The sequence below is a fragment of the Heliobacterium mobile genome (genome assembly GCF_009720735.1).
Classification (GTDB): domain Bacteria; phylum Bacillota; class Desulfitobacteriia; order Heliobacteriales; family Heliobacteriaceae; genus Heliobacterium; species Heliobacterium mobile.
Genome location: NZ_WNKU01000018.1, coordinates 50,384 through 67,933 on the forward strand (window position 1 = coordinate 50,384; position 17,550 = coordinate 67,933).

The window sequence follows — 17,550 nt, forward strand, 5'->3', positions numbered from 1 at the left end:
ACAGAGCAGAGCAGGGAGAGGGCCACAGGCGATGGCCGTACCGGCCCACGTTTCCTCCAACGGTAATATCTGCTATAATTGCCCAACCGTTAAATCGGCAGCCATTACGTCGCCACCAACAGCCTTACAACAGCAAAACAAAAGCCGGGCCATTGGCCCGACGTTACCTTCACCTTATTTAACTCGCCGAAGCGTTTCTTCCTGTTCAATCGACCGACGGCAAAGAGCATCGACTACAACTTGAGTCTTTTGTTGCCCTTCTTCAAGTCGGCTAACAGAGCCTTTAATAAAGTTGATATCCTCAGCCATTGTGGTTAACTGAGCTGTGGTTTCTTCCTGACGATGTTCTAGAGATTTAGTCAGATCATAAAGTTCTCGTTGGCCTGCTTTTAGCGAATGAACATCTGTTTTAATCTCATCGATATCGCCAGCCATTTTTTCCTGACCAGCCTTTAACGCTTGAATCTCAGTCAATATCTGCCTAAGCAGTTGTTCTTCCATTCCGATCGCCCCCTCACTAATATTTTACCTTAAAAACTATAGGACGACCATGACTTATCAGCAAAAAAGCCAGGACTGCTCATCCTGGCCTTAACTATTTCCTCAATCTTTAACTGTTCAAACCCCGTAGGCGTCACTGCAGGCGTCAAATCCTAACTTTAGCCAACAGCTAACATCACAAACCCCAGCTAACTCATGGTCGGGGCGACAGGATTCGAACCTGCGGCCTCTTTACTACTGTTTCGTCACAGGGTTGTCGCCTCACTCCATTAAAATATCCAACATCTTTTTCCTGTTCATCAGAAACTCTCTAGTCACCCGGTAATGCTCGGTCTGTTCGTATTCAACCACTTCGATACCACTTTCTGAAAAATGAAAGATCAACGCATCCGGATACGCCATAATAATAGGGGAATGGGTAGCGATGATGAACTGTGAATTCTGTTGAACCAAGTCATGGATTCGAGAAACCATCGCCATCTGGCGGGTAGGGGAAAGGGCTGCCTCCGGTTCATCCAATATGTAAATTCCACATCCACTAAAACGATTCATGAAAGTGGCAAAAAAAGCTTCGCCGTGGGATTGTTTGTGGAGAGACCTGCCACCATATGAACTAATTACGTTTAGCTCATCAATATTTGTAGACAGGTTGTAAAAACTTTCTGCTCTTAAAAAGAACCCATCTTTGGGTTTTTTGTGATTACGGACTATTGTAAGGTAACGGTGCAACTCTGAATGGGAATCCCGTGTTGAAAAATTAAAGTTGATTGTTCCGCCTTCGGGATTAAATCCAACAGCGATGGCAATAGCCTCTAGAAGTGTTGACTTACCGGTGCCGTTTTCACCTACGAAAAAAGTAACCTTAGAATGGAGATTGACTTCGTTTAATCTTTTAACCGCAGGTAGTGAAAACGGATATTCCGAAAATGTAGGTACTTCACTTTGGCGTAGTCGGATACTCCGGATATATTGTCCTTGATTTTCTGTAAGCATATCTGCACCTTCCAGCGTTAATAGCTTGCATGCTATTAATTGTAAAGCAATTCCATTCAAAAGCAAATGCCGTACGTACGCAAAAAAGCCAGGACTTCTCATCCTGGCCTTAACTGATTTCTCAACTTTTAACTCTTCAAACCCCCGTAGGCGTCACTGCAGGCGTCAAATCATAACCATAGCCACTGTCAGACTTTATAAACCTCAGCTAAACCATGGTCGGGGCGACAGGATTCGAACCTGCGGCCTCTTGGTCCCGAACCAAGCACGCTACCAAACTGTGAGTTTATAAGGGGGGTGTACATTTATTCTAACCCGGTCAGACCGCACCGTCAATGGTTTCTCCAGTTAAACCCACTGGCGTCATCATGGCGTCAAACCTCCCGTGGCGTCACCCGTAGGCGTCTAGTTTAGGCGTCACCTAACATTCGGGGTTTTTTCATGATGAAACCGGCTTTTCTAGAGTTTCACAAGAACTTTTTTTAGTCAAGAGAACTCCGTTCATTTGAGCGAGAGCTTTGGCCATCTCATCTACACCGATGTGATCGAGGTAGATGTCAACCGTAGTCTGGATGGTCGTATGTCCCAAGACTTCCTGTACGACCTTCATGGACTTCGTGGCATCCAGAATAAACAGTCCGGCTGTGTGCCGTAGGCTGTGGAAAGTCGTCTTCGGTAGACCAGCTTTGTCCAACAGCTTCTCAAACATCCGGGTGAACGATGTGGGATCGAGTGGCCGACCATCATTTGAACAGAACACGAGGTCATAATTAAGGTACTTCCCACCAGCAATTTTTTTATCCTGTTCAACACTGAGTTTATGTTTATGTAAGTCTATCATTAAATCAGCTGGTATCGGTAGGGGGCGTTTACTTCGCTGGGTCTTTGGCGTCTGGAAAACCAGCTGGGTTCTATTGCCGTTATCATCGGGCTTCTGAACACGCTGCAAGGTCTGCCGGATGTACAGTATCCGCCGTTCAAAATCGATGTCTTGCCAGCGGAGGCCCAACAGTTCCCCTCGCCGTAAGCCCAACCGTAACTCCAATAGGAAAGCAGCGTACAATCTGTGGTCCTCGATGGACTTCAAGAACTGCCGGACTTCATCCAACTTCAATGGACGGATTTCCGGCTTTACTTTTTTCGGGAGCTTTACAGCATCGGCTGGGTTTTTCAACAGTTTGCCTTCCTTGATTGCTTGTTCGAAGGCACCGGAAATGACGTTATGAATGTGGCGGATAGTCCTGGGAGCTAGGGATCTGCCGTTATCAGCTCTGGGTTTCAGTTTAGCGTTGTACATCAGTTGGATATCGGAAGTCTGGATTTTCTGTAGGGCTAGTGAGCCCAGTGTAGGGATGATGTGGACTCTGGTCATCGTTTCATACTGCGAATATGTCGTGGGCTTCACGTTAGGTTCGATGCATTCCGCCAACCAGTAAGTCATCCATTCTTTAACGGTCATCCTCGTAGGTTCTACAAAATTACCGGTAATGATCTGTGCCTTCGCTGCCATCATCTTGTTGTAGGCTTCTTCGTGGGACTTACCGAGATAGTTGTAGCGTTTTTTATTGCCGGTGGCGGGGTCAGTGTGGAAGAAACGGGCTTCCCATCGGCCGTCCTTTCGTTGGTATACGTTGCCTTCACCGTTGGTGCGTTTGGTCATGATAGGTCCACCTTCCCGATGTTTAGTTGGGTCAGTGGACAGTGTTGATTGAAAAGGGAGGGGAGTCAAGTGGAAGCTTTTAATGCGAAGATTTGGCGGTGATTGCAGTGGTGTTGTCGTTGGTCTAAGGCAGTGATGTACATAAATATATTTTTTTATTATAGACCTAATTCTAAATTATGTTACAATAATATTTGTGGTATAGCTGTTAAATTTTGTTTAGCTGTGTCATGAAGGTGGTTATTTTAATGGAAGACGTCGAACAAAAAAGTCGTGAGCAATTAATTGAAGAATTAGAGTTATTGAAGCAAGAGCACAACTACTTACTGTTAAAACATCAGGCCACTTTGAAATTGAATAAAAATAACATTACTAATACAATTCTTAATATTGTATCAGATTTGGTATTTATTAAGGATGTTAATGGAGTTTGGATTTACTGTAACCAAGCATTTTGTAATTTTATAGGGCTTGATAAAACCGATGTAATTGGCAAAACTGACTATGATTTATTTCCAAAAGATGCCGCTGAATTTTTTTGTGAACAGGACCGTTTGGTTTTAAATGAAAAAGCACCAAGAAAGAATGAAGAGTCGATAACCTATCCAGATGGAAAAAAGTTATACTTTGAAGCCATTAAGAGCCCTTTTTATGAAGAGGATGGCAAAATTTGTGGCTTAATAGGGATCGTTCGAGATATAACTCAATACAAACTAATTATTAACGAGTTAGAGGAAAGCCAAAAAAAGTTAGAGATGTTCTTCTCGCAATCAATGTATGGGTTTTTCTATATGATGTTAGATGAGCCAGTTCATTGGAATGATACAGTGGACAAAGAAGAAACTTTGGAGTATGTATTCGATCATGAACGAGTAACAAAATTGAATGACGCAATACTCGTGCATTATCGAGCTACCCGTGAAGATTTGATAGGTATGACACCGAGGATGATTTTTTCAAGTAACCCTGACTTGGGTAAATTATTGTGGAGACGTCTTTTGGATGAGGGTAAGCTCAAATACGAATTTTATGCAGGAACCGATATGTTTGTAGAGGCGGACTATCGGTGCTTTTATGACAATGAAGGAAGAATCTTGGGGCACTTTGGTATTGAACGAGACGTGACAGAGCAGAAAAAAACAATAGAAGAACTTGAACAAGCCAAAGAAGCTGCTGATGCTGCTAATAAAGCGAAAAGCCAATTCCTTGCTAATATGAGCCATGAAATTCGAACTCCAATGAACGCAATTTACGGTATGGCAGAACTTTTGATGGATACACAACTCACAGAAGAACAATATGAATATGCAAAAACTATTCGTGAATCGAACGAAGCACTATTGACTATAATAAACGATATTTTGGATATCTCTAAAATAGAGTCGGGCAAATTAGTAATGGAATTTGTTGAAGTAAGTCTTGAAGAAACAATATCTTCTGTTGTTAATTTAATGGGGTTTAAAGCAATAGAAAAAGGTATTAAATTAAACACTGTTATTAACATCGACAAGCACTGTGTCTTAATGACAGACCCTCTTCGATTACGTCAGGTACTCCTTAATTTAGTCAGCAATGCGATTAAATTTACTCAAGAAGGAGAAGTTTTACTTCGTGTCTGGACAGAGCAAACTATCGACTCCGGTAAAATAGTTCGATTTGAGATTATAGATACCGGCATAGGAATTAGATTAGAAGATCAAAAGCAGATATTTCAACCATTTACTCAAGTCGATGGATCCACATCCAGAATGTATGGAGGGACTGGTTTAGGACTATCAATTTCCAAACGGCTTGTTGAATTGATGGGCGGTACAATCGGATTACACAGCGAACTTGGGAAAGGAACGACTTTCTGGTTTACGATTTCGTTAATTGAGCATGGTCCGTTGATATACAGCGTTGTATGATAGCGAGTGCGAGCAGTCCATCAAATGGACGGGCTGTTATTCATTTTCGTCGTGACAGAAGCGGTAAATCTCTGAAAAACGCCTTTAATTTTCGCCTAAAAATGACTATATCCCACCACACCCGCTGTAACGCCCCACATCCAATTAGACCCCCAATTCCGTATGAATGATATATCCGATCGTTTTCAAAGGCACACAGGGCATTCTGTGGGGTCTGGTTTGAAGGATGGAGGAAATAATTAGGTGAAATAGGCAATGAACAGCTAATAGCCAGGTAAATTGCCGGTTAGAATAACAGTAAACCGCCCTTCTTCACGATCTACCTGATAAGCCACGTTATTGGTAGGCCAGTGGGGAGGGGCGGTTGTTTTTTCTGTGAGAGTGTACAGGTTGATAAGGTGGGGCGGGGGAGTTAAGGACCTCCACGGAAATATTTAGTCCAGTGTTGTCATAAAAAAGTCATTTTGTGTCATCATATAAACATTCCTTATGCTTCTCCAATTCGCGTTATTGATGGAGGAAATAAGTGTATTACACAGATCTGATTCGTGATCTCCGACTACAGTTATGGGGAATTATTTACCCCCAATGGCGAGCTGATCTTTTTTCGGTTCGTTGGTGGTTAATAGCCAGCGTCATTGCGATTTGCTATGCGATTTGGTGGAAATACGTGGATAAGCATAGACTATCCAACATTCTACTTTTTGGTTCCTTCATCGCAGTCTCACGGATTATCATGGATGATTTTGGAGCATCAGTTGGCGGTTTTGTGTATGCTATTCGACTTATCTCTCTTGGTCATGCATTGTTTCTCAATGATTTGACAGTGTTTCCATTAACGTTTATGTTGGTGTACCAATACTGTTCAACATGGAAATCCTTCCTTGTATGTTCGGTTATCGCTAACGCGGTGTTATGTTTTGCTTTTCTACCGCTACTCTCTTCTCTTGAAATTCTTCAACTTTATACCTGGAGGTACTACTATACCTTCCTGATCATCCTGGGCATAGCGATTGTAATGAGAGCGATAATGTTGACAGTGTTATGGTTTGAAGAGCAGGATGGTACCCTCGAACGAACAGAACTCCCATCTACCCTTTTGGCAAAACCCGCGAGGAGACATCAGTTTTCTAAATCAGATAGTGACAAACAAAAAAGATAAAGAGTTGTTTACTCAGAATCGGTTTTCACGAGTCAAGGAAATAATTAGGTTTAATAACGGTACCCTGTCTTATCGAATATGATAACAGTACAATCGCTCATCTCTCACGGCCATTTCGTCTCCCGTCTCGGGAAAGGCCATGAGGGTGGGCGGTTTTTCTAGATGTTAACTAACTGCTTGCCTAATAATGTTTCCGTTAACCGGAAGGGACCGAACCGAACTGGAGATCAAAAATCCGCTCTTGGATGAGCGGCCAAACTTAGGACTGATGTATCTACATAAGATTGTTTCTCAACAGGCAGATTTATTGGAATGAGTATTTGAACATATGGTGATTAATTGATATCATGGATTCAGAATGGTGATAAATTTTAGCAAAATGGAGGATCTTCATTATGGTTAGGAAGACTTTTAGTGCTGCCGGAGCTGTTGCAGTTGGACCATACTCACATGCAGTTGAGTCTGGAGATTTGATTTTTTTATCAGGGCAAACGCCTATAGATTCGGAAACAGGGATACTTGTGGAAGGTGATATCACTAATCAAACGGAACAATGCTTTAAAAATCTATTCAATGTACTAGAGGCAGCAGGCTTAACACATGACGATGTTGAAAAAGTAAATGTGTTTTTAACCGATATGGGTAATTTTGCAGCAATGAACGCAGTATATTCAAAACACTTTTCTTCACCGTATCCTGCTCGTACAACAATTGGAGTAGCGGCATTACCTCTAGGTGCACAAGTTGAAATCGAAATGATTGCCCGGAGAAGATAACCGTTTAGATGCTTTCTATTTCTTTCCCTAGCTGATCATTTTCAAAGGTACACAGGGCATTCTGTGGGGTCGGGGTTGATAGGTATGGAAATAATTAGGGAAAGGCTAGTGAAATTAATAGCTTTTGAGGTGTTTATTGATTAAATACTCGGGTTACATCGAAAACTAGAATGGTGTCCGTCCTAGTTTAAGGAGGTTGATATACATCAATAAACCATCATTAGACGAGTTATTGGGTCGAGTCGAAAGTAAGTACGCTATGGTTATACTCGCTGCCCTGCGAGCACGTTCACTAAATGATCCCAGCAAACCGGCGGAACCATTGGTTCATGCGAAGAAGGAAGATAAGCCGGTAAGTATAGCTCTTAGGGAAATTGCCGAAGGATTAGTTCGTTACGAACGTGTGAACGATAAAGAGAGCGTTGAGGCTACGTTTGATCGAAAATATTAGCGTAGAAATCTATCGCTGTGTAAGCAGTCCGGCCAACGCCGGGCTGTTATTCATTTGTCGAACACAAATCGTCGGCAGCACTGCTATTTTCGTAAAAAAGCCTTAAATAATCGCCTGAATACCCCCACTTCCCACATAAGGCCGCTGTAATGGCCCATGTTCGATTGGACCCATGCTGTGCTATGAATGGTATGGTAGGTCGCGTTGGAGGGCGTAGGGGGCATTCTGTAGGGACGGTTTTGATTGGAGGAGGGGAATTTTAGGCGATCATAGACTGATGATGGAGATGATTATGATTCAAGTACGGGTATGGATTAGAAAACTATCTGCGTGTGCTCTAATGATTGTGTTGTTAGTGGGTATTTATGCAACTACTGTTTCATCTTCACCAAAAGAAGCAATTAAAAAATATGTCTTTCTGAAGGGTCACTTTTTCCAAGCTATGAACTTAACTATTGAATCAACCGAGATAAACGATGACTATTATGGACATCAGTTTATTGTCCGAGGCTACCGTGAGTCGAAGAGTGAAATCATATTCTTTTATTTGAAACAAAACGTAGATGGATGGTATGTTGTTTCTGCGGGTACTGGGCCATAATCAGTCAATCGCATATCTTCACTGGCTTAACGATAGTTCACGTTATTGGTAGCAACGGGGAGAGGCCATGAGGGTGGGCGGTTTTTTTTGATGCCGTTGCTGCCGTAATCGGGCCAAAGTCGGTATATTTGCCGTAAAAATCACCCCAAAACCCTCACTTCCCACATAAGTCCGCTGTAATGGCCCAGATACGAATGACACCCGTAGTGGTATGAATAGTATAGTAGGTCTATTTGAGAGGCGTAGGGGGGAATGTGGAGGGGCGGATGTGGTGGGTGGAGAAAATTATTAGGTTTATTATTCAACTAAAGTTTATTTATGGTAGAATATAATTGTATTCTCAATATAGCTGAGAGGTTGTTGAATTCGTAAATATGTGTACAACTACATAATGAAAGGAATAATAACCTTGGGAAATAATAAAGTTAGTCGGACAGCGATATTGACGGCAATTTATAGAGCGTATCATTCTAGATACGATAACGAAAAAGTCTTTGATGACTATATGGCTTATCAATTGTTGAGAGAGGACGAATATAAATCCTTCGTAGAACAAATGGTGAATGCTATGAAGTCTTATGATCCTAAATTTGCTGCTTCATTCCCAGATGATTTATCAATCATCTCTTTTATGATGCAATCAATGGCCGTTACTTCGTTAGTTCTTAGTCGTGCAGCATATGCGGAAGAGTATCTTGAGAAAATGATTAATCAGGGTGTGAAACAGCATGTGGTACTTGGGGCAGGAATGGATACTTTTGCATTTCGCCATCCCGAGTTACTGAAAAAGATTAAGGTTTTTGAGATTGACCATCCTGCAACACAAAAATATAAGCTTCAGCGACTTACAGAATTGAATTGGAAGATTCCAGAGAATCTACACTTTATTCCGATAGATTTTACAAAAGAGAGTTTAGTGAAAACCCTAAAACGTTCTCCGTATTACGAACCTCATTCTTTAAGTGTCTTTAGCTGGCTAGGTGTTACCTATTATTTACCCCGCGAGACAGTTTTAGCTATTTTGCGATCTATTGCCGAAGTATCGACAAACGGCAGTTCAATTATTTTCGATTATTTTGATCTTAATGCGTTTAATCAACAGAAAGCAGCCCAACGGGTGCAAGTACTTTTAGGGTTGGCTAAACGAGAAGAAGAGCCAATGATAACAGGTTTTAACCCCGAAACGCTTTTATTAGAACTGACTAAAATTGGGCTAAAACTTAGTGAAAATATGAATCCGATTGAAATTCAAAAACGTTACTTCGAAGAACGAAAGGATAAGTATTACGCGTGTGAGCACGCCCACTTTGCGAACGCGGTTGTACAATAACGCATCGAATTTCTGAGATGACCGTTTAGAGGGCGTAGCGGGGACGTACGAGGTTGGTTTTTTTGGCCCAGGAAATTGATAGGCAAAATAAGTCTCTAGTTATTTGCCCTTTCATAACAGTGCATAATATCCTATTAATGCCTTCTTTTCAAATATCCATCTGCATACCGGGATGTCTAGCTCCCGGTATTTTTTTGTAGACGTAATCAACGCTATGGGAAGCCGTGAAAGCGGTTAAAGCAAAGAGATTTTTAATTGAAAGAGGGGAACAACACTGGACGAAAAGTATAATCAAATTAGAAGAAAGTTGGACCTAAAAATAACTTTACAACAAAAAATATTGCGAGTTATATTTATTTTCTTATTTGGAATAGTTTTAGGATTTTTAGCAAAGTATTTAGATAATTTCCCCATAGTCGGAGAAATTGGGACACACCCAGGAATTTGGATGCTGATTGCAACTTTAATTGCTGTGTGGAGTCGATCTCCAATAGCTTCGGCATTGCACGTATTCGTCTTTTTTGCTTCTATGCTAATAGCATATTATGCTTATTCCAGAGTATTGTTTGGTTTCTTCCCCAAATATTATTTTATTGCATGGGGGAGTATTGCTTTAATTTCACCGATATGTGCATATATTGCTTGGTATGCGAAGGCGAATGGATGGATTGCTGCATTTTCTGCATCACTCCCTATATCACTATTATTGTTAGAAGGATATAGTTTCTTTTACACATTATCTATTCCACGAGGATTTGAAGTGTTTTCTGCTGTAGGACTATTTGTAATTTTGGCGAATGAAGCAAGCCAGAGATTATATATTGTATTAATTACAGGGATACTATTTTTTGTATTTGAGAAACTAAATGTTATTTCTTTAATTTTCGGAGGACTTTAGTTTAAATAGGTCATGTAATTGGAAAGTGAATTAATGGGAACTCGTTTCTGTAAAACACGAGGTTGAAGCCGTTGCAAAATATGAAGCTGTTCACGGGGACAAGAATGAAATACCTGTTGCCTTCAAAGCGATCCCGCTGCAAACACTGGCGAGGTCGCTTTTTTTTCGCGGCCGTCCGGGACACACTAATCCCGGAGGTGATGCGTCTTCATCCAGGAATGGCTTGAATCTCGACGGCAGAAAAGACGGGCTACGTTCCAAGAAATCGTAGATGATATGGATGGTAGTAAATCCGAGCAATTAAAGCTTGCGGATGATCTCGAAGGATTTTTGAACCAGATTAATAGCCAAGATTATCCGATACCGCAGAGTGTTCGAGAGTTCTTAGAGGCAGGCATTAGGCAAGCTAGAGGTCAAGCTGAATGGTATGAAGAACTGCAGGAGAGTATAAGGAAGCAGGAAAACCTCCACTAAACGATGAGCGACCTCACCACCACCGGCGAGGTCGCTTTTGTTTTTGTGCCCATCCTGGGTATCCTAAGCCTGGAGGTGATGCGTCTTCATCCAGGAATGGCTTGAATCTCGACGGCGGGAGAAAAGGAAAAACGAAGAGCTTGCATTGGCTGAATTAAAAGACATTACTGATACCAATGCTACTTTAGCCAACGATCTCAAGTTTTTCCAAGAACAAATCGATGCCGCTGGCCTTACTGTTCCGAAGAGTGTTCAGGAACTATTAAATGAAAGCCAAAAGAAATCGAGTGATCGGGTCAAAATGTTTGGAGAAGTTTATTCTCAGGAAAAAGAACGCATCTATCATTGAACCTCCACACCGCGATCTCGCCACTACCGGCGAGGTCGCTTTTTTGCGTTTACATAGAAGATGAGTTTTTCGCGGGATAAGAGGGGCTTTTTATAGGGTTGAGAGAGGTAGATAGGCCAAAACTCGTTTGCTATGCAGTGGATAGAAGACAAGAATCATAAAAAGGCGGTTTCAAAAAAAGGTATTTTAATATTTACATAGAAATAAAATTTATCCAAACACTTATGGCTTCTATAAATTTTGAGGTGGGATGCTTATGATAGCACTTCAGGCAAGTATACGAGAGTTTATACAAAAAGAGGATCAACAATTTGTTATCCCGGTATATCAACGAACGTATGATTGGAAAAAACCTCAATGTATGGAGTTACTTAAAGACATAAAAAAAGCCGGAGAAAATATAACCGTAAAATCACACTTTCTAGGTTCAATAGTATATATTATGGATAATCATTTTCATGCTACCGGTGTGAAAAAGTTGCTTGTTATAGATGGACAACAGCGAATAACCACAATCTCTCTTCTTGTTTTAGCAATGGCGGAATACTTAGGACAAACGGAACAAAGTTTTGCTGTTTCAAAAAAAGAGTTGCTTAACAGATACATATACAATCAATACTCTAAACAACCAGAAACGGATATTAAATTACAATTAACTAAGTCTGATAAGCATGTTTACGAAAATCTAGTTAGACATGGAGAGGTTGAAAATAAAAGTCATAACATTATTAAAAACTATTTGTACTTCATGGATTATCTCCTGTCAGAGAATCCAAATATTGATCACCTTAATTATGGTTTAAGTAAATTATTAGTTGTAGATGTTTCATTGGTTCGTGGGGAAGATAATCCCCAGCTCATTTTTGAAAGTATGAATTCTACCGGGTTAAATCTTACTCAGGCTGACCTTATTAGGAACTACATCCTAATGGATATGGAACCTGAGCCTCAAACTCTTACTTATGAAAAGTATTGGTACCCTATGGAACAAAAACTAAAGAACAATATACCAGAAACCGATACTATTAAAAATGAATTGTCCGACTTTTTAAGGGATTATCTTATCTTAAAGAGCATGAGAATTCCTAGAAAGTCTTCTGTATATGATGATTTCAAGAAATTTTACGAATCAAAATATACTCGATCAAAAGATGATATAAACTCATTAATGTCTGACTTATTTACTTATTCAAAAATATACAACATCATAACCAAAGGAAAAGACGAAAATAAAGAGATTTCTAATAAGTTTTTAAGCCTTAATAAACTTGATATAAATGTGGCTTATCCTTTATTAATGAAATTACATTGTGACTATACAAACGGATATCTCAATAAAAGTGAAATCACTTACCTACTTGATTTAATCGAATCGTACGTTCTTCGAAGACTCATATGCAACTTACCAACTAATTCATTAAATAAGGTTTTTCTTAGCATTATTAAAGAAATAGATGAAACAAATTATGTCAGAACGTTAGAAAAGATATTGCTCGATAAAAATGGGTCTGCTAGATTTCCTGATGATATAGAATTCAAAGAAGCTTTCATACTTAGAGATATCTATAACATGAATAATAAAAATCGAAAGTACATTCTCAGTAAACTTGAGAATCATAATTCTAAAGAGTTACTCAACGTAGACGAGTTTACCATAGAGCACATAATGCCTCAAACTAAGGATCTCTCTATCGAATGGAAAATGTCCCTAGGAGATGAATGGCGGCATGTTCATGGAAAATACTTGCACACAATTGGTAACTTAACATTGACAGGCTACAATTCCGAAATGGGAAAAAAATCATTCATTGAAAAGCGGGATATGGAAAAAGGTTTTAGAGATAGTCCGGTTCGACTTAACGATAGTCTCAAAAATCTAACGACTTGGAATGAAGCTGAAATCCTTAAAAGAGCGAACTTGCTTGCGGATTTAGCGTTACAAATATGGTTTAGACCATATTATTCAAAGTCTAATGAAGAATATATCTCCAAATTTATTGGATTTAGTGATGATTGGACTGGCAAAAAGCCTGTAAGTTTTGTCTTTATGGATAATGACTACAAAGTAAGAGACTTAACAAATCTCTATACAAAATTAATCTCATTATTGTATGAATTTGACATGTCTAATTTTTTATCAGTAATTGAAGATGAGGATTTTCAAAATAGAAAATTTTGTTCTAAGAGACCAGAAGAGCTTAACTACCCTTATGAAGTATCAGATAGCGGAATATATATTGAAAAGAACCTAAACTCTAATGCGAAAAAAAAGAACTTGGAGTTGTTGTTTGAAAAGTTGGAAATAGATGAGAACGATCTAATAATTAATTTTTAATAACGATTAAGTGGACCTATGCGGGTAAAAACGCACACATTGTACCCCACCACCCACAGCCCACCTATTGAATAGACAGGCAGTTCAGCCCATCGTGGCCGGACTGCTTTATTTTTTTCAAGGACGGTGGCTAATGACAGCAATCAACAGCGAACTAACACCAGACACCATCCACCACATGGACATCAACGACGGCCTCAAACTGCTCCCCGACAACTCCATCGATCTCATCATTGCCGACCCACCCTACGGAATCAATTACCGTAGCGGCAGCCGTAAGCGAAAGTTCACCGCAATCCAAAACGACGACATCATCATGGCCGACTGGTTGGTCGATGCCTTCCGAGTGCTGAAAGACGGTGGTGCTCTGTACTGCTACAGTCGCTGGGACGTCTACGTCGAGTGGTACCACCGTATCTCCCAACACTTCCCCATCAAAAACTGCATCGTCTGGCAAAAGAACGGCGGGGGAATGGGTGATCTTCGTGGAGCCTACAGTCCTGCTCATGAATTTCTCATCTTCGCAGTGAAGGGACGCCACATCTTAGATGGAAAGCGAATTTCCGACGTGTGGGCTGTGCCTCGCGATCCGGCAGTAACCTACATCCATCCCACACAAAAGCCGGTAAAACTGGCCGAGATGATTATTGAGAAGTCATCGAAGCCCGGTGATATTGTTTTGGTCCCGTTTTGTGGTAGTGGCGGAGACTGTGTGGCGGCCAAGCGGATGGGGCGGAGATTCATTGCGTTTGATGTGGAGAAGCAGTACGTGGAGGCAGCCAGTCAAAGATTGAGCATACCTGCTTAAAATCTGGATTATTTGAAAATATTTACAAAATATATTGTCCAACCCTGTTAACTATTTATTGAATATACACGATGATAAAGCTAGACATAACGGGTTTTGGGGGGAAGGCAAAATGGAAATTACTGATATTCATATACAAAGGTTACACATCGGAAATCGTAAAGCTTCTGTGTCAATCACCCTCGATAATGCGTTAATTATTAATGATATCAGCATTGTCGAAGGACCAGGTGGTCTATTTTTAGAAATGCCACAAAGTAAGGATGATCATTGCGGATACGTTGTTTTTCCCACATCAGTTTACTCTTGGGATTGTTTACAGGAGTCAATAATTGAAGCCTATAAAACTAGAAATAACTTTGGAATTTCCGCAACGCTTACCTCATCGTAATATACGAACGATGTCCGTCATAAAGATAGCCAAAAAACATCGTTATATGATTTAAATTCAACAAATTCCATATATTGCATTATTACCGCTGTGCTGATATAGTATCTCTGTATTAAGGAGGATTTCAGCGTTTGAGCGATATAGTGAATATGGAAAATATTTCTATAGAACGAGCAGCGATTAAGTTGGTCATGTGCGAGACCCGCGAAGAAGAATTAGAAATTCGTAGATATTTACAAGAATATCTAGGTTTTTACAACGTGGTCACTGAGATCGGTGGGATAGCTGGGGTATTGATGAATAGTGGAAAATTAATAAACTCTGTAATTGCTGCGGCGATAAATGAAGATGTTATACGAAATACATCACAAAATGTTCATGCAGTTGTAAATGCAACACTTGATGCTATGAATGGGGTCTTTCATAAGTTGCATCTAAACGCGAGCGTTGCACTCTCTGTGAGTGTTATCTCTGATGGAGGTTGGGTGGCAGTGGGTATATTTGGGAAGTACTCTCTTCACCCCAAAATTGAACATTGCCGAGTCGGCCTCGGATTTATGAATCTCTCATAAAGGTACGTGCCTCGTAGCTAGTTCAACGTCGTTTGTAACCGACACAAACAATATCGCCACAGCCATGCCTGTTTCGCAACGTGTGCCGACAGAATCCATTGCCAATATAATTCCATTCAGATAATCCCTGCGAGCCACTCGTTGGCCCACAGGAAGCGACGTTGCCAACCCAGCCGTGCGGCAGCTAGGCGAGGCGGAGGAGGGCAGGCAGGCTCGGCGGTTTCTGTTGTCTCTTTCTTTTTTTTACCGGGTAGAACTATTAATATGATACCATGTCAAAAACCCCGACGTACCCCGCAACGCTCTTTGACACTAAGTATGTACTCTATATATTTACCGGTATAACAGTAATAACGGTATATATAGTACAGTACCCTATGTCAAAGATCCCGACGGGGGTACGTCACGCTTTTTGACATAAAGTATGTATCTATACCGGTATATAAGATCTTATACTGTTATAACTGTATATACAGTATAGGACTGTACACCCCGGCCCAGCTTGTAAATTGCCGGTGTACCCCAAACCTTTATATGAGCAGGAATATCCCGGCGGCGGCTGTGGGCTGCGTAAAATACCGGAATAAACCTGTGGGTATGACATCTAACCGGGCCGCTGAAAAGCGGTCTTTTTTCATGCCGTTATGTAGAAGGTAAAACTGTGAAGTTCTGGAGGGAGGTGATCATAAGATGGCAGTAAGAAAACGTCCAGTATTCGCTGTGGCTCCTGAGCAGGCGAGGGCAGCAGAACTTTTCGTGGGTAATGAGTTGGACGGTAGATTAACCGTGGCCGAAATCGCAGAGCAGGTCGGCGTTAGTCCCCGGACCATATATCGCTGGAAGCAAGACCCCGAGTTCTTAGCGTACCAGAATCACCTCGCCGACTTGCTGATGGAGGACTTTTTAACAGAAGCCTACGCCCGTCTTCGTACGCTGGTGAAAGCCGACAACGAAAAGACCCAGTTGAAAGCCCTGGAACTCCTGTTGAAGAACCGTGGAAAGCTAACAGACGTAAAAGAAGTAACGGCCACGGTTGAGAATACCCGGAATAATGAATCCCTGGCGGACGAGATTGCTGAATTGAAGCGTATGCTCGGAGAATGATCCAACTACCTCTTGTCGGACAAGTTTATTATTGTGTAAACTGAATATGCCCACAGGTCTCCATTTCTTAAGCAGCTACCCCGAATTTGGGATGGCTGCTTTTTTTTGTTTGATCATTCTTCTGTTGATTATACGATCAAAAGAGCTATACTGTAGCCACGAAACCCACGTTTCAGGCCCCATTATCCCGGAAATATTTGATCGTATATTCAGAAGGGCGGACAAAGCTATGATCGCAGACTTCCTTGCAGACCTCGAACGGCGGGGGAAAAGCCCACTCATCGTCAAACAGTACGGAGCTACATGGGGCCGATTCAAACGCTGGTTCGATGCGGAGCACACGGCAATAACAGCGGCATCGAATGATGGACCCCCACCCCACCCCCACCGGGGGGTCTCCGGGCTCGGGCTGGTGCTTCAATCGGACATATCACGTTTCAAAAGGTGGGCTGGAAATACTTACAAGCCCCGTACCATCGCATTAACCCTGTTACAACTCCGGGTTATCTTCGATTTTTATGTCAAACGTGGCGATATCCCGGATAACCCTGCGGCTGACGTTGAAAACGTGCCTACACCGACTCAGAATCCGAAATGGCTTACCCGGAATGAACAGAACTTGCTCATACGCACCGTACGCCAACGGGGAAACCTTCGAGACCTCGCGTTGATTACAGTATTTTTACATACAGGCCTTAGAGTCAATGAAATAGTGACTCTAAGAATTTCTGAGACTCATTTATCCGAACGAAAAGGACAAATAACCGTCCGCAACGGTAAGGGCGGAAAGTACCGGGAAATCCCGTTAAATAACGATGTTCGAAAGGTGATGGCCCTATACCTAGCGGAATATCCCCGGCAGACTAACGATTACCTTTTCTTCACCAACCGTTCTCCCCAGATGACCACCCGAGCAGCACAGGTTATTGTCGAGAAATATAAAGAGCTTACCGGGATCGCCCATTTGAACTGCCATAGCCTACGGCATACCTTTGGTCACCAACTGGCCACCCACAAGGTTCCCCTGGATGTCATCGCCCGGCTGATGGGGCACCAAAAAGCCAACGGCGACCCCTGTATTTCTACAACGATAATCTATACCCGGCCCGGTTCTGATGACCTTGAACGGGCGGTTTCTGAACTGGAATGGACATAAGATCGACCATTTGTTGTCCCTCGGTGTACGCCGGGGGATTTTCTTTTGTTCGAAACTTGTAGACCGCTGATTCAGTCTCTCT

The 17,550-nt window shown here is 41.6% G+C and carries 17 protein-coding genes; 14 read left to right on the forward strand and 3 right to left on the reverse strand.

The features are described from left to right. Window positions 1-174 precede the first annotated feature (174 nt). From GJ688_RS13860 to GJ688_RS13870, 3 genes are all read right to left on the reverse strand, one after another. Window positions 175-501, reverse strand: coding sequence for a hypothetical protein (locus GJ688_RS13860; RefSeq protein ID WP_155477150.1), 327 nt, complete (start codon window positions 499-501; stop codon window positions 175-177). Between the two features lie 261 nt (window positions 502-762). Then, window positions 763-1,494, reverse strand: a complete 732-nt coding sequence (locus tag GJ688_RS13865; RefSeq protein ID WP_155477182.1) for an AAA family ATPase — start codon at window positions 1,492-1,494, stop codon at window positions 763-765. 439 nt (window positions 1,495-1,933) lie between these two features. Next, the gene (locus GJ688_RS13870; protein WP_155477151.1) at window positions 1,934-3,154 is read right to left on the reverse strand and encodes a tyrosine-type recombinase/integrase; all 1,221 of its coding nucleotides are present in this window, start codon (window positions 3,152-3,154) and stop codon (window positions 1,934-1,936) included. Between the two features lie 248 nt (window positions 3,155-3,402). On the opposite strand from GJ688_RS13870, the gene GJ688_RS13875 reads away from it, so the two are divergent. The 14 genes from GJ688_RS13875 (at window position 3,403) to GJ688_RS13945 (ending at window position 17,468) form a co-directional block, all read left to right on the forward strand. Continuing rightward, the gene (locus tag GJ688_RS13875) at window positions 3,403-5,061 is read left to right on the forward strand and encodes a PAS domain-containing hybrid sensor histidine kinase/response regulator (protein WP_170291990.1); all 1,659 of its coding nucleotides are present in this window, start codon (window positions 3,403-3,405) and stop codon (window positions 5,059-5,061) included. A 526-nt stretch (window positions 5,062-5,587) separates the two neighbouring features. After that, window positions 5,588-6,223 carry a CBO0543 family protein gene (locus GJ688_RS13880; protein ID WP_155477153.1) on the forward strand — a complete coding sequence of 212 codons (636 nt, stop codon included), beginning with the start codon at window positions 5,588-5,590 and terminating at the stop codon, window positions 6,221-6,223. A 395-nt stretch (window positions 6,224-6,618) separates the two neighbouring features. Next, the gene (locus GJ688_RS13885) at window positions 6,619-6,999 is read left to right on the forward strand and encodes a RidA family protein (RefSeq protein ID WP_155477154.1); all 381 of its coding nucleotides are present in this window, start codon (window positions 6,619-6,621) and stop codon (window positions 6,997-6,999) included. A 196-nt stretch (window positions 7,000-7,195) separates the two neighbouring features. Next, window positions 7,196-7,450, forward strand: coding sequence for a DNA-directed RNA polymerase subunit omega (gene rpoZ, locus GJ688_RS13890; RefSeq protein ID WP_155477155.1), 255 nt, complete (start codon window positions 7,196-7,198; stop codon window positions 7,448-7,450). A 277-nt stretch (window positions 7,451-7,727) separates the two neighbouring features. Further along, window positions 7,728-8,051, forward strand: coding sequence for a hypothetical protein (locus GJ688_RS13895; protein WP_155477156.1), 324 nt, complete (start codon window positions 7,728-7,730; stop codon window positions 8,049-8,051). A gap of 409 nt (window positions 8,052-8,460) precedes the next feature. Continuing rightward, window positions 8,461-9,381 (forward strand): class I SAM-dependent methyltransferase, encoded by a 921-nt coding sequence (locus tag GJ688_RS13900; RefSeq protein WP_155477183.1) that lies wholly within the window; start codon window positions 8,461-8,463, stop codon window positions 9,379-9,381. 307 nt (window positions 9,382-9,688) lie between these two features. After that, a complete protein-coding gene (locus tag GJ688_RS13905; protein ID WP_207708818.1) occupies window positions 9,689-10,279 on the forward strand; it encodes a DUF6518 family protein in 591 nt (196 codons plus the stop codon). Between the two features lie 619 nt (window positions 10,280-10,898). Continuing rightward, window positions 10,899-11,102, forward strand: coding sequence for a hypothetical protein (locus GJ688_RS13915; RefSeq protein ID WP_155477159.1), 204 nt, complete (start codon window positions 10,899-10,901; stop codon window positions 11,100-11,102). 256 nt (window positions 11,103-11,358) lie between these two features. Further along, window positions 11,359-13,437 (forward strand): DUF262 domain-containing protein, encoded by a 2,079-nt coding sequence (locus GJ688_RS13920; protein ID WP_170291991.1) that lies wholly within the window; start codon window positions 11,359-11,361, stop codon window positions 13,435-13,437. A gap of 133 nt (window positions 13,438-13,570) precedes the next feature. After that, window positions 13,571-14,245 carry a DNA-methyltransferase gene (locus GJ688_RS13925; RefSeq protein ID WP_155477161.1) on the forward strand — a complete coding sequence of 225 codons (675 nt, stop codon included), beginning with the start codon at window positions 13,571-13,573 and terminating at the stop codon, window positions 14,243-14,245. Window positions 14,246-14,357: 112 nt separating this feature from the next. Further along, entirely contained in the window at window positions 14,358-14,636 is a 279-nt protein-coding gene (locus GJ688_RS13930) for a septation protein SpoVG family protein (RefSeq protein ID WP_155477162.1), read from the forward strand. A gap of 131 nt (window positions 14,637-14,767) precedes the next feature. Beyond that, window positions 14,768-15,208 (forward strand): HutP family protein, encoded by a 441-nt coding sequence (locus tag GJ688_RS13935; RefSeq protein WP_235910991.1) that lies wholly within the window; start codon window positions 14,768-14,770, stop codon window positions 15,206-15,208. Between the two features lie 690 nt (window positions 15,209-15,898). Next, window positions 15,899-16,312 (forward strand): phBC6A51 family helix-turn-helix protein, encoded by a 414-nt coding sequence (locus GJ688_RS13940; protein WP_155477163.1) that lies wholly within the window; start codon window positions 15,899-15,901, stop codon window positions 16,310-16,312. A 229-nt stretch (window positions 16,313-16,541) separates the two neighbouring features. Continuing rightward, complete coding sequence (locus GJ688_RS13945) at window positions 16,542-17,468, forward strand: tyrosine-type recombinase/integrase (RefSeq protein WP_170291992.1); 927 nt, start codon at window positions 16,542-16,544, stop codon at window positions 17,466-17,468. Window positions 17,469-17,550 lie beyond the last annotated feature (82 nt).

What these genes read in the sequence shown, in the direction of transcription:
- GJ688_RS13870 (WP_155477151.1), bottom strand. Translation starts at nt 3,154, where the DNA reads ATGACCAAACGCACCAACGGTGAAGGCAACGTATACCAACGAAAGGAC.
- GJ688_RS13895 (WP_155477156.1), top strand. Translation starts at nt 7,728, where the DNA reads ATGATGGAGATGATTATGATTCAAGTACGGGTATGGATTAGAAAACTA.
- GJ688_RS13930 (WP_155477162.1), top strand. Translation starts at nt 14,358, where the DNA reads ATGGAAATTACTGATATTCATATACAAAGGTTACACATCGGAAATCGT.
- GJ688_RS13925 (WP_155477161.1), top strand. Translation starts at nt 13,571, where the DNA reads ATGACAGCAATCAACAGCGAACTAACACCAGACACCATCCACCACATG.
- GJ688_RS13875 (WP_170291990.1), top strand. Translation starts at nt 3,403, where the DNA reads ATGGAAGACGTCGAACAAAAAAGTCGTGAGCAATTAATTGAAGAATTA.
- GJ688_RS13860 (WP_155477150.1), bottom strand. Translation starts at nt 501, where the DNA reads ATGGAAGAACAACTGCTTAGGCAGATATTGACTGAGATTCAAGCGTTA.
- GJ688_RS13865 (WP_155477182.1), bottom strand. Translation starts at nt 1,494, where the DNA reads ATGCTTACAGAAAATCAAGGACAATATATCCGGAGTATCCGACTACGC.
- GJ688_RS13920 (WP_170291991.1), top strand. Translation starts at nt 11,359, where the DNA reads ATGATAGCACTTCAGGCAAGTATACGAGAGTTTATACAAAAAGAGGAT.
- GJ688_RS13940 (WP_155477163.1), top strand. Translation starts at nt 15,899, where the DNA reads ATGGCAGTAAGAAAACGTCCAGTATTCGCTGTGGCTCCTGAGCAGGCG.
- GJ688_RS13945 (WP_170291992.1), top strand. Translation starts at nt 16,542, where the DNA reads ATGATCGCAGACTTCCTTGCAGACCTCGAACGGCGGGGGAAAAGCCCA.
- GJ688_RS13885 (WP_155477154.1), top strand. Translation starts at nt 6,619, where the DNA reads ATGGTTAGGAAGACTTTTAGTGCTGCCGGAGCTGTTGCAGTTGGACCA.